A 12161-nucleotide genomic window follows, 5' to 3' on the forward strand; every position below is an offset into this window, starting at 1 on the left:
CTCCTAGATTTCTGAAGCATCTTTCCGCATCATTTTTCTTTGCGCGACAACGGTAATTAAAATCAACAGGAACAACATATTCGATACCGCCATAGCATATCCGGCTCTTCCTGATTTAAAGCACAAATCATAGACATAGAATACAAGCGTCGTTGTTCCCATGGCCGGACCGCCTCCGGTCAGATTGTAAATAATGTCAAAACACTGCAGCGACGTAGTCACTCCCAGGAAAACCACTAGAATAGTCGTTGGTTTCAACATCGGGAGGGTGACATAGAAAAATCTTGAAATTCTTCCAGCTCCGTCCACCTTCGCAGCTTCATAATAATGATCGGAAATATTAATCAAAGCTGAAATGTACAGCACCGCGTAATATCCTACATTTTTCCAAATGGACACCATAGCAACCGTCAGAAGCGCAGAATCTGCATCTCCCAAAAGCATCGAACAATTAATGCCAAAAAAAGCAAAAAACTTTTCCACCACTTCAATATGTCCATTTAAAATTGCTTTCCAGACAGTACCCACCACCGCATTTGAAGACAACACCGGAATAAAGATCACAATATTCGCCAATTTTCCAAGCCAGGTATTGCGCTTCGAAGCAATGACCACAGACACCAGAAGGGAAATCACAGTCTGAAGGGGGACAATATAAACCATTACCTTCAACGTGTTCATCAAGGCTTTTACGAACTTCTTATCTGTCAGCATCCGGGTATAGTTATCCAGTTCATTAAACTGTGGCGGTGTCAAAATATTGTATTTAGTAAAGCTAAGCACCACTGACATCAGAACAGATACCCCAAGAAATACGATCATAATCAGCAGAATCGGCGTAATATATCCATAAGCTGAAAGCTGGCAATTTCTTTTTTTCTTATTCATAAGCACCTCTATCCTCAAAAAAGATGCCTGCATACAGCAGGCATCCTCTCACTATTCTTTATCCGCCCAGTATTCATCCAGTAAATCATCGGAATACTCTGCCGCCTCATCCAGCGCTTCCTGGGCAGAAGCATCACCACTCATCACTGCCTGAATCTGAGAAACAAGATTCAGAAGGATATCGGAACCACATGGACCTGCTTGAAGCGGACGCCATTTATCTCTGTCCTCTGTCAGAGTTCTTTCAAGCTTCTCATCTCCCTGATATTCTTCATCTTTCGTCATCGGAGCACCATGATGCTCTTTATGATACTCAGACATTACTTCCGTTCCCGTCATATATTTAATCAGTTTCATTCCAAGCTCTTTGTTCTCACAAGCAGACATCAGCGTCAAACAGTCAGCGGCTCCGAACGTTCCGTACTGCTCATTCTTCAAAGATGTCACATAATTCCAGTGAAGATCTGGATACGTCTCCTGGAACGATTCTGACTGTGCCTGCATAGCTCTTGCACATGCAAATGCTGCATGACCTCCGCCAAACACATTTGAAAATGCATCGGTAGCAGCAAGAGACATATAATCTTCCGGCATGTATGGTGTCAGACTCTTCAAATATTCTACTGCTTCTACACCAGCCTCATCATTGAAACGAACAGATTTCAGATCATCGTTGTAAATGTCACTTCCGTTCTGCCACAGAAGACTGTAGTAATAGGAATTAAGCAAATACAAAGGACTCATATCTCCATTGTTGAATCCAGCCGCATATCCATACTGATCAATTTTACCGTCTCCATCTGTGTCCTTGGTTGCCTTTTTACAGATTCTCTCAAAGTCTTCCCAAGTCTCAGGAGCAGTCTCTCCGATGCTCTCCAAAATATCCTCATTGTAGTACATAATGAATGGATTTCCTGTATTAAATGGGAATCCGTAAGTTCCTCCCATCATTTTCCCTCTGTCCAGATAAAGATATTCTTCATAATCTTCTTCTGTCAGATATTCTTCCATATCCACTACAGCTCCAGAATCAATGTAGGTCGGGAACATCTCCACGTACATATATCCCACATCCGGACCTTCTCCTGCATTGATTGCAGTCATATACTTCTCTTCATAAGTATCCCACGGAATGATCTGAACATCTAGCTCACAGTTATTTTCCTTCTCAAATTTGTCCAGTAATGGCACATAATTTTTCTCCGTCTCATCATCCAATGGCGGAATCCATACAGACAAGATTTCTTTTCCGTCTTTCTTCTCATCCTTGGAACTTCCGCATCCTGCTGCCAGACCAGCAACCATAGCGACACACAAAATGACGCTGATACTCTTCCTTTTCATAACATCTCTCCTTTGTAAACAATAATACCGATGTCTTTTCATACATCGGTATTATTATAACATTCTGCAATTTTTTTGTGTAATTACTATTTTATATATATCTTTACTCTTATTGATTTTTTCTATAAGTAATTTATTCAATCACCTTACTGCAGGCGACTGCCATCGCGCCCGGACCGATATGGCAGCTGACACTTAAAGACAGACGATCCATCACAATTTCATATCCCGGGAATCGTTCTTCCAATTCCTTTTTCCAGGTATCTGCTTCTTCATCCGTACAAGTATACGCTGCCTGAAGATGTACCTGTTTCCCGGCAAACCGTCCATTTAGATCCTTTTCCATCGCATCAAGCATCGTTTTCTTTGCGGATTTCCATCCTCTTGCCTTAGCAAAAGAATCTAACTTCGCACCTTGAATTTGAAGTACCGGCTTCAAATTCAAAACGGTTCCAAGAGCAGCTGCCGCCGGAGTTATCCGACCACCTTTCTTCAGATATTTCAAAGTATCTACCGTAATATAGATACTGGCTTCCAACTTCTCTTTCAAAAGCACTGCTTCGATTTCCGAAGCGCTCATTCCTTTGTCTGCCATTTCAATCGCATCCAGCACAGACTGTCTCTGAGTCACAGAAATTCTCTGATTATCAATTACATGCACCCTGCCATCGAATTCCCGGGACAGCATGATCGCTGTCTCACAGGAACTGCTCAGTCCGCTGGACATCGGAATATGCACGACCTCTTCATATTCCTCCAACAGTTCTTCCCACAGTTCCATTACATCTCCGGGAGAGGGCTGAGATGTCGTAATCTCAGAATCTTCCTCCAGCTTCTGATAGAATTCTTCCTGAGTCAACGTAATATCTTCATAGTAAAGCTCTCCATCTATATAGAAAGGCATCGGCAATACACGAATTCCAAGCTCTTCTGCCATCTTCTGTGTAATTCCGCTGTTGCTGTCTGTTACAATCGCTACCTTGTTCATTCTATTTCCTCCTGTTATCTGCACCCTATAGTGTAATCACTTCCGACACAGAATCTCTCTTCGCTACCATCATTGGAATCTCATCTCCCCGGTATGGGTTATCACCAATGCTGATTTCCAGTTTTACCGTCTCATAAGCAAGCTCTTCGTAGTTATTCTCCTTGCTCAAATGTCCCAAAATTACATACTGCAGATCGTCATGCAGAATATCGCTTAAAAGCCGTCCCGACAGTTCATTGGACAGATGTCCTTTATCTCCCAGCACCCGCTTTTTCAACGGATATGGGTAGGGTCCCACCTCCAGCATATGAACATCATGGTTGGCTTCTAATACCACTGCATTAAGGTTCTGAAGCTGTTCAATTGTATATTCATCGTACTTCCCTAGGTCTGTCGCAATTGCTACTGACTTCTGACCATTTTCAAACCGATATCCTGACGGCTGTCTTGCATCATGCGAAATCTCAAATGGCCGTACCTTGATATCTCCAAGTGTAAAACTCTTATCAATTTCCACTTCGCGAAGCAAGCCTTCCGGCATCTTGCCCAGACTCTTGCAGCAATTGATGCCTTCGATGGTTCCCTGTGTCGCATAGATCGGGATTTCATACTTGCGACTGAACACTCCGAGCCCCTGGATGTGATCCACATGTTCATGCGTAATCAAAATCCCATTCAATTCAGACCCTTTAATTCCAAGGCTATCAAGCCCTTCCTCAATTCGTTTCTTACTGATTCCTGTGTCTACCAGCAGATGGGTGGTGTCATCCCCCACATAGATACAGTTTCCGCTGCTTCCGCTGGCAATGCTGCACAATCTCATATTCTCTTTCTGCCTTTCTTCTTTTCTAATCCAAATCTCCGATAATCTGATCCAGCTGCATCTGCGTCTCTTCAAACGCATCACTGTTGTCGATCACCCGGTCGCAATGCTTCATAAACATATCCTTTGGAAGCTGCGCCGCTATAATATCATCCACCTTCTTGGCATCATAGCCGCGGGCATATATCAAACGTTTCTTGCGAATTTCATCTTCCACATAGACATACCACATCTCATCGCAGATCTCTTCGTAATGATCTTCGATCAGAAGGGCGGATTCTACGATCATAAGATTCGTATTCTTCCTCTCCTCTTTCTTGATCATATGACGAATTTCCTCTTTGACTGCCGGATGTACAATTCGGTTCAAAACCGCCAGTTCCTCCGGATTTGGGAATACAATAGCCGCCAGCTTCTCCCGGTCAAGCTCTTCTTTTTCATCCAGAATCTCGGTGCCAAAATGCTCTACAATTGCATCATAACACTCGGTTCCTTTTTTCTGAAGTTTCTTTCCTACTGCATCTGCCTGACAGATGGTTGCTCCGTACTTATTATTCAGATACTCTAAAATCTGTGTCTTCCCGGCTCCAACGCCTCCTGTAATTCCTATTACTTTCATCCTCTTCACCTCTACTTTGCCTCGTACCAGTTTGCTCCTGTATGCATATCTATCTCCAACGGCACCTTAAGATCTGCCGCCTGTTCCATCTCTTCCTTCAGAATCTTCTTTACTTCCTCTATCTCTGGCCGATAAGCTTCAATCAGCAACTCATCGTGAACCTGCAGCACCAGTCTTGACTTCATCCTCTGTTCTTTGAGCCTGCGGTTCACACCAAGCATGGCAATCTTCATAATATCTGCCGCCGTTCCCTGAATCGGCGCATTCATCGCCACACGTTCTCCGAAAGATCTCTGCATAAAGTTGCTGGATGCAAGTTCCGGAACGGGTCTGCGTCTGCCAAACAAAGTAGTCACATAGCCTTTCTCTTTTGCATGCCGCACCGCATCATCTAAGAACACCTTAATCCCCGGATAGGTTTTAAAGTAGTCTTCAATATACTGAGCCGCTTCCTTTCTCGTAATGCTAAGATCCTGACTCAGACCAAAAGAACTGATTCCATATACAATTCCAAAATTGACCGCTTTGGCATTACGCCGCTGCTGATCCGTCACCTCGTCAAACGGTACATGGAATACCTGTGACGCTGTTATTCTATGAATATCACTTTCTTCTTTATATGCCGCAATCAGATGGCTGTCACCGGAACAGTGCGCCAGCACACGAAGTTCAATCTGGGAATAATCTGCATCCACGAATTCATACCCATCTTCCGGAATAAATACCTTCCGAATCATTCGCCCTAGTTCCATTCGAACCGGAATATTCTGAAGATTCGGTTCCGTACTGCTGATCCGTCCCGTTGCTGTAATGGTCTGGTTAAACTTCCCGTGAATCCGTCCATCTTCCTGAATGTATCCTGCCAACCCGTCTGCATAAGTAGATTTCAACTTAGCATACTGACGGTACTCCAGTACCTTTGCCACCACAGGATAGTCAGGCGCCAGTTTCTCCAGCACATCCGCCGCTGTAGAATATCCCGTCTTGGTCTTTTTTCCACCCGGAAGCTTCAAATTCTCAAAAAGCACCACCCCCAGCTGTTTCGGGGAATTTATATTAAATACTTCTCCTGCTTCCTTGTAGATCTCCTGCTCTAAGGCTGCAATCTGAACTCCAAGCCTCTCGCCATAGGCTTTCAACGCATCTGCCTCAACTCGGACTCCGTTTTGTTCCATGTCATACAACGTAAAGACCAGCGGCATCTCAATCTCTGTAAATAATTCTGCCATACCGCTTTCTTTTAGCTTCTCCCACAGAACCTCTGATCCCTTGTACGCGGTATAGGCTTCATAACAAATCTTACTTTCTTCTTCCAGCTTGTCCTCAATCATTAAGTTTAGCTGTTCTCTCGCTACGTCCTCGTAGCTGTAATCATTTTTCAGCGGATTTAAAAGATACGCAGCTACCGTCAGGTCAAAGCAATGATCTTGATAGATCAGTTCTAAATCTTTCAACACACGCTTAAGATCGAACATTGCAAAGCGTTCTGTCCGCTCTGCCAGCAGCCCCAGCTGCTTCAACAGCCATTTTGCCTCTATGTCTCCACCTGCGAAAATAGCATAAATCTCTTCGTCTCCAAAGCAAAGTCCAATTCCGCCAATTCCGGCATCCTTTGCAAAAAGAGGAAGGACATCTTTGGTATCCTGAAAAATACAAGCGCCGATACAGGACGCATGTTCCCCTTCAGCAAAAATTCGCTCTGCCTCTTCTTTCTCCGTCACCACCCGGAAGTAATCCTCTACCTTGTTGGCTGGTGCCGTCACATCAAATCTTGCCAGCAGATTCTTAAACTGCAGTTTCTGAAAGTAAGCATAGGCCTCTTCCGTATAAATATTTCCAAGAAGCGCCTCCTCTATCTCAAATGGAAATTCTGCATTCACATGAATGGTCGCAAGCTCTTTACTCATCACGGCAAGATCCCAGTGCTCTAGCAACGCTTTGGACGCTCTTGGCGGTTTCAGTTCTTCCACATGCTCATATGCCGCTTCAATGGAATGGTATTCCGTAATAATCTTGGTAGCTGTCTTCTCTCCGATGCTCGGAACTCCCGGAATATTATCTGCGGTATCGCCCATCAGAGCCTTCAGATCAATAAATTCTGTCGGTGTCACCTGATATCTCGCTTTCACATCATCCGCGTAATAATCTTCCACTTCCGTTCGTCCCTGCTTCGTCTTGGGAATCCGAACCTTCACATGTTCTGTCGCTAGTTGAAGGAGATCCCGGTCTCCGGAAATAACTGACACATCCATCCCGGACTCCTCACACCGCTTCGACAGCGTACCGATCAAATCATCTGCTTCTAATCCCGCACACTCAACAGTCTTAATTCCCATCGCCTGCAGGACTTCTTTGATTACCGGAACCTGCTGACGCAGTTCCTCTGCCATCGGTTTTCTGGTTCCCTTATATTCCGCATACATTTCATGCCGAAATGTCGGGGCATGGACATCAAATGCCACCGTCAGATATTGCGGCTGTTCCTCTTCCAGAATCTTAAAGAGGATCGTCAAAAATCCGTAAACAGCGTTCGTGTGAAGACCATCTGCATTGGTCAGATCCGGCAGCCCATAAAATGCCCGGTTTAAGATACTATGTCCATCTATTAATACAATCTTATTTCTCATTTCTGGTTCTCCATCTGCAAAAAAATTTACATCTATCTTACTATACACCATCTAAACCTTTTTTTAAAGCTGTTATTCCTACAATATTTTTCCATCGACAAGTTTTATTTTGATTTACGTATTATAAAAAAAGAATAATAAAAAAAAGAGAAGACAATATCTAAAATATCATCTTCTCTCTATACTGCGGATGGTGGGACTTGAACCCACACGAGGTCGCCCCCGCAAGATTTTGAGTCTTGTGCGTCTGCCATTCCGCCACATCCGCATGTTGTCTTTCCGACAACATGTTAAATTATAACGGCTGTTTCCTATTTTGTCAACAGTTTTTTACCAATATCAAAACAATCAAATGTTGCAAAATAATCTGCCGGTGTCTCGGCTCTTCGAATCAGCTGCACACTTCCGTCTTCTTTCAAAAGAAGTTCTGCCGATTTTAACTTTCCATTGTAATTGTAACCCATAGAAAATCCGTGTGCACCCGTATCGTGAATCACCAGCAAATCTCCCGTATCAATCTTTGGAAGCATCCGGTCAATTGCAAACTTATCATTGTTCTCACAAAGAGATCCAACCACATCATACTTGTGGTCGCAGGCAGCCTTTTCTTTTCCCATAACCGTCACATGATGATAAGCTCCGTACATAGCCGGGCGCATCAGATTCACTGCACAGGCATCCACGCCAATGTATTCCTTGTGGGTGTGTTTCTGATGGATTGCTTTCGTCACCAGACATCCGTAAGGTCCCATCATATACCGTCCAAGCTCTGTATAAAGCGCCACGTCTCCCATTCCTGCCGGAACCAGCACTTCCTCATAGACTCTGCGCACACCATCTCCAATAGCCCGAATATCATTCGGTTCCTGATCCGGTGTATACGGAATTCCGATTCCTCCAGATAAGTTAATAAACTTAATATGGACACCAGTCTCCTTCTGAAGCTTCACCGCCAGTTCAAACAACACCTTCGCCAGCATCGGATAATACTCATTGGTCACTGTATTGCTCGCTAAGAACGCGTGAATTCCAAATTCCTTTGCCCCCTTTTCTTTCAGAATCTTAAACGCCTCGAATAACTGTTCTGTCGTCATTCCGTACTTGGAATCCCCCGGATTATCCATAATATCATTGCTGATCTTGAAAAGTCCGCCCGGATTGTAACGACAGCTGATGGTCTCCGGGATATGTCCAATCGTACGCTCCAGGAAATCAATATGGGTAAAATCATCCAGATTGATAATTGCTCCCAGCTGATCTGCATAGATAAATTCTTCCGGCGGTGTATCATTAGACGAGAACATAATATTCTCTCCGGTAATTCCCATCGCCTCAGATAACATCAGTTCTGTATAAGAAGAGCAGTCACAGCCGCAGCCATACTCACGCAAAATATCGATCAAAAACGGATTCGGCGTTGCCTTTACCGCAAAATATTCCTTGTACCCCTTATTCCAGGAAAATGCATCCCGCAGCGCTTTCATATTCTCACGAATCCCTTTCTCATCATAGAGATGAAACGGTGTCGGGTACTCTTTTACAATCTCCTCTAATTGTGCTTTCGTTACAAACGTCTCTTTTTTCATGATTTCTGTCTCTCCTCTCGTATCGATACAAGTTTAATCTCATTCGCAAGCGCTGTCTTATACAGCTCTACAAAATTCTCCTGACCGGAATACAGGCAGGTGTTTCTGCTTCCCTCTCCATATTCGCCCGTCAGCACATATTTGGAATCAGCAATCACTCCGATCTGCATTCCTCTTGCTTCTGCCACATAGACCTTTGCGTTATCAAAGGTTACCGGCTGATCTGTAATGATTACAACCTTTTTCCCCTGGCTCATCAGTGTCTCCAGTTCTCCCACCAATAGAAGAAGATAATTTCTGGTACAGCTTAGATACACCCGTTCTTCTACCTGCGCCAAAAGATTGCGCACTTTATTTAAAATGTGCTCCGCACCCTCTATGGTAATATACCCTTCCGCGTAAGTCCTTTCGGAAGGTACATGAGCCCGCAGCCATTTCTGAGATTCCTCCAGCTTACGGATACAGTTCCTGCAGAACTCCCGCAACGAAACAGGGACATATTTTCTGGTACTTCCCTCTTCCACCAGATAGGCCGCCCCTTTTTCCGTCATATTAGCAAGGGAATTGTAGGCATTGGAACGGGAAATTCCTGTCGCTTTAGCCACTTCATATCCTGTTACTTTTCCTTCTCTCAACATATACTGATAGATACTGGCTTCCTGTCGCGTCAACCCAAATTCCATCAGTCGTTCTACAAAAGATGTTTGTTCCATTGCTCCCCCTCCATTTCATAGTAGTTCTCACAGGGAACACTATACGAGAATTTTAGCTTCCTGTCAAGCCTTGATTGTTTTGCATCTCAGTCTCCTGCCATTCACAGCAAAAGAGTCTAGACTTTCGCTGTCCAGACTCTTTGTTTCTTCTATTTCCGCTCTCTTTTATTCAATTACTGCAATTCTCATAATGTTGCTGACGCCTTCTCTATGACTTCTGGTATTTGGAGAAGGAATTCCAGCCGTCAGTACAACAATGTCTCCGGACTCAGCCATCTGCTTTGCAACCACCAGGTCAATCGCGCCGTTGCAGATATCTTCCGTCGTGTTAAACTCAATGGATTTCAGCGGTCTTACGCCCCAATATATCTGCATTCTCCGAAGCGTCGCTTCATTTGGCGTCACTCCGATAATTCCCATCTTCGGCTTAAACTTCGATACAACCCGTGCTGTTGCGCCTGAAACAGACGGTGTAATAATGCAGTTTGCATCCAGATTATTCGCTGTTGCCACTGTTGCATGTCCAAGAGCGCTGGATGTGTTCTTCATACGATGGTCTTCTGCCTTACGAAGCAACAGATCATAATCTAAGTGTTCTTCTGTATTCTCTACAATATGTACCATCATCTGCAACGCTTCTACCGGATATTTACCCTGGGCCGTCTCACCGGAAAGCATCACCGCATCCGTTCCATCATAAACCGCATTGGCTACGTCTGTAACTTCCGCTCTGGTCGGGCGAGGATTACGGATCATAGAATCCAGCATCTGCGTCGCCGTAATAACCGGCTTATAGTTATCGTTACATTTCTGAATAATCAACTTCTGCAGGTATGGAACCTCTTCCGCCGGAATCTCCACACCCAAGTCGCCTCGCGCTACCATAATTCCGTCTGCGCAGCGAATAATCTCATCGATATTTTTGATTCCTTCTGCATTTTCAATCTTAGCAATAACCGGAATACACGGTGCTCCGCACTCTTTCAGGAAAGATTTGATCTCCAGAATACACTCCGCATTTCTAACAAAGGAAGCTGCAATAAAATCCACCTGCTGCTCTGCACCAAATCGGATATCCTCGCGGTCTTTCTGTGTAATTGCCGGAAGTCTTACCGGAACATTCGGAACATTGACCCCCTTCTTCTCTCCCAATTCTCCGCCATTAATTACAGTACATACAATTTCCGACTCCCGTTTTTCTTTTACTTCCAGTCCGATCAGACCATCATCAATCAAAATCGTGCTTCCAATCTGAACGTCCTCTACCAGTCCCTCATAGGTAATAGAAACCTTCTGTTCGTCTCCAATCACTGTCTCTGTCGTCAATGTAAAGAGACTTCCAGACTCCAACATAACCTTCTTTCCATCTTTAAGCGCTCCCGTACGAATCTCCGGTCCCTTGGTATCCAGAAGTATTGCAATTGGCTTCTTCTCCTCTTCCCGCACCTTTTTTAATAAATCCATACGCATCTTCTGTTCTTCATAGTCTCCATGGGAGAAGTTAAATCTCGCGATATCCATGCCATTTTGAACAAGCGCACGCATCATCTCTTCCTTATTCGTATTTGGTCCCATTGTACAGATAATTTTCGTCTTCTTCATTTTCGTCTTCCTACCTCTTTTCCTTTTTCTCATTTCTTACGATTGTAACACTCTAACAATTGCAGCATCCAAATCTTATTTCACATGTGTATGTGTAAACAGATGATCCTGACAATACTCATAATTTCCATTGCACTTAGAACAATACCGAAACTCCAGATTCGGATCATCAAGCTCTGTCCTGCCACACACTGCACATTTATGTCTCGCCCCATTTTCATAGACATGTTCCGGCTTTTGCGCCTGCTGAACCTTCCGCTGATAGTCTCTTCGTCTCTTTACCTCCTTCGGAGAATATGCATGCATATTCCGAGATAAAAGATAAAAGGTCAATACATTCAGAATCGATGCAAGTGCTGCCATCATAGCGCCGTATCCGGTTCCTTTGTAGGCCGGCAAGAACGGACTGATGATTGCCCACAGGAAATAGAACCCATCAATCAGTGCAATCCATTTTCCTTTAATCGGAATTGCAAAAAACAGCAGAAACTGTGCATCCGGAAACAGCATTGCAAACACAAAGAAAAACGACAGATTCAGGTATTCTACACTTGGAGAAATCACCATTCCCGTTGTCAGATATACGATCAGTGACGCAACAATATGGAGCACAATTCCCGTCAGCAAATAAAAGTTAAAACGAAAAGTCCCCAGAGCATTTTCCAGCTGCATACCAATCATATAATAGATATACAGAAGAAGCGCCACCATGAAAATGCTCGCAGACGGCGGCTGCATCAAGAAGGTCAAAAGCCTCCAAATCTGTCCGTGAAGAACCGCTCCCCAGTCAAGCACCAGATAATTCAGATAAAACATTGGATTGATCATGTACAAGAAATATCCTCCTGCATACAATACGATCAGATACTTCATAATGTTCGGAATGGCGTACCTTCCGAACTTTCGTTCCATTTTCCCAAGCCAGCTATTCATTTATTTGCTCCCTACTTTCCTAAGTCATATACTAGTAG

Annotated in this window: 10 protein-coding genes and 1 tRNA gene; all 11 read right to left on the reverse strand. The window is 44.1% G+C overall.

Annotated elements, in window-relative coordinates; genetic code table 11:
• Nucleotides 1-3: 3 nt before the first annotated feature.
• Nucleotides 4-888 (reverse strand): carbohydrate ABC transporter permease, encoded by an 885-nt coding sequence (locus WKT00_RS02825; protein ID WP_101694750.1) that lies wholly within the window; start codon nt 886-888, stop codon nt 4-6.
• Nucleotides 889-939: 51 nt separating this feature from the next.
• The gene (locus tag WKT00_RS02830; RefSeq protein WP_340260801.1) at nt 940-2232 is read right to left on the reverse strand and encodes an ABC transporter substrate-binding protein; all 1293 of its coding nucleotides are present in this window, start codon (nt 2230-2232) and stop codon (nt 940-942) included.
• A 133-nt stretch (nt 2233-2365) separates the two neighbouring features.
• Nucleotides 2366-3220, reverse strand: a complete 855-nt coding sequence (locus WKT00_RS02835; RefSeq protein WP_101694248.1) for a DegV family protein — start codon at nt 3218-3220, stop codon at nt 2366-2368.
• Nucleotides 3221-3245: 25 nt separating this feature from the next.
• Nucleotides 3246-4043: an MBL fold metallo-hydrolase gene (locus WKT00_RS02840; RefSeq protein WP_340260803.1), complete on the reverse strand. Its 798-nt coding sequence runs from the start codon at nt 4041-4043 to the stop codon at nt 3246-3248.
• A gap of 25 nt (nt 4044-4068) precedes the next feature.
• Complete coding sequence (gene coaE / locus WKT00_RS02845) at nt 4069-4662, reverse strand: dephospho-CoA kinase (RefSeq protein WP_101694246.1); 594 nt, start codon at nt 4660-4662, stop codon at nt 4069-4071.
• Between the two features lie 11 nt (nt 4663-4673).
• Complete coding sequence (polA, locus tag WKT00_RS02850; protein ID WP_340260806.1) at nt 4674-7289, reverse strand: DNA polymerase I; 2616 nt, start codon at nt 7287-7289, stop codon at nt 4674-4676.
• A 185-nt stretch (nt 7290-7474) separates the two neighbouring features.
• A tRNA-Leu gene (locus tag WKT00_RS02855) sits at nt 7475-7557 on the reverse strand.
• Nucleotides 7558-7600: 43 nt separating this feature from the next.
• Nucleotides 7601-8875, reverse strand: a complete 1275-nt coding sequence (locus tag WKT00_RS02860) for a diaminopimelate decarboxylase family protein (protein ID WP_101694245.1) — start codon at nt 8873-8875, stop codon at nt 7601-7603.
• Nucleotides 8872-9588 carry a TrmB family transcriptional regulator gene (locus WKT00_RS02865; protein WP_101694244.1) on the reverse strand — a complete coding sequence of 239 codons (717 nt, stop codon included), beginning with the start codon at nt 9586-9588 and terminating at the stop codon, nt 8872-8874. Before WKT00_RS02865 ends, WKT00_RS02860 begins: the two co-directional genes overlap by 4 nt.
• A gap of 165 nt (nt 9589-9753) precedes the next feature.
• Nucleotides 9754-11190, reverse strand: coding sequence for a pyruvate kinase (gene pyk, locus WKT00_RS02870; RefSeq protein WP_173814283.1), 1437 nt, complete (start codon nt 11188-11190; stop codon nt 9754-9756).
• Between the two features lie 75 nt (nt 11191-11265).
• Nucleotides 11266-12123, reverse strand: a complete 858-nt coding sequence (locus tag WKT00_RS02875; RefSeq protein WP_340260811.1) for a rhomboid family intramembrane serine protease — start codon at nt 12121-12123, stop codon at nt 11266-11268.
• Between the last annotated feature and the right edge of the window lie 38 nt (nt 12124-12161).

The organism is Dorea sp. ICN-14282 (assembly GCF_037890115.1).
Lineage (GTDB): Bacteria > Bacillota > Clostridia > Lachnospirales > Lachnospiraceae > Dorea_B > Dorea_B phocaeensis.

Excerpts from the sequence above, each read along its gene's own strand:
- WKT00_RS02875 (WP_340260811.1), bottom strand. The coding sequence starts at position 12,123 with ATGAATAGCTGGCTTGGGAAAATGGAACGAAAGTTCGGAAGGTACGCC.
- WKT00_RS02840 (WP_340260803.1), bottom strand. The coding sequence starts at position 4,043 with ATGAGATTGTGCAGCATTGCCAGCGGAAGCAGCGGAAACTGTATCTAT.
- WKT00_RS02835 (WP_101694248.1), bottom strand. The coding sequence starts at position 3,220 with ATGAACAAGGTAGCGATTGTAACAGACAGCAACAGCGGAATTACACAG.
- WKT00_RS02865 (WP_101694244.1), bottom strand. The coding sequence starts at position 9,588 with ATGGAACAAACATCTTTTGTAGAACGACTGATGGAATTTGGGTTGACG.
- WKT00_RS02860 (WP_101694245.1), bottom strand. The coding sequence starts at position 8,875 with ATGAAAAAAGAGACGTTTGTAACGAAAGCACAATTAGAGGAGATTGTA.
- WKT00_RS02830 (WP_340260801.1), bottom strand. The coding sequence starts at position 2,232 with ATGAAAAGGAAGAGTATCAGCGTCATTTTGTGTGTCGCTATGGTTGCT.
- pyk (WP_173814283.1), bottom strand. The coding sequence starts at position 11,190 with ATGAAGAAGACGAAAATTATCTGTACAATGGGACCAAATACGAATAAG.
- polA (WP_340260806.1), bottom strand. The coding sequence starts at position 7,289 with ATGAGAAATAAGATTGTATTAATAGATGGACATAGTATCTTAAACCGG.
- WKT00_RS02825 (WP_101694750.1), bottom strand. The coding sequence starts at position 888 with ATGAATAAGAAAAAAAGAAATTGCCAGCTTTCAGCTTATGGATATATT.
- coaE (WP_101694246.1), bottom strand. The coding sequence starts at position 4,662 with ATGAAAGTAATAGGAATTACAGGAGGCGTTGGAGCCGGGAAGACACAG.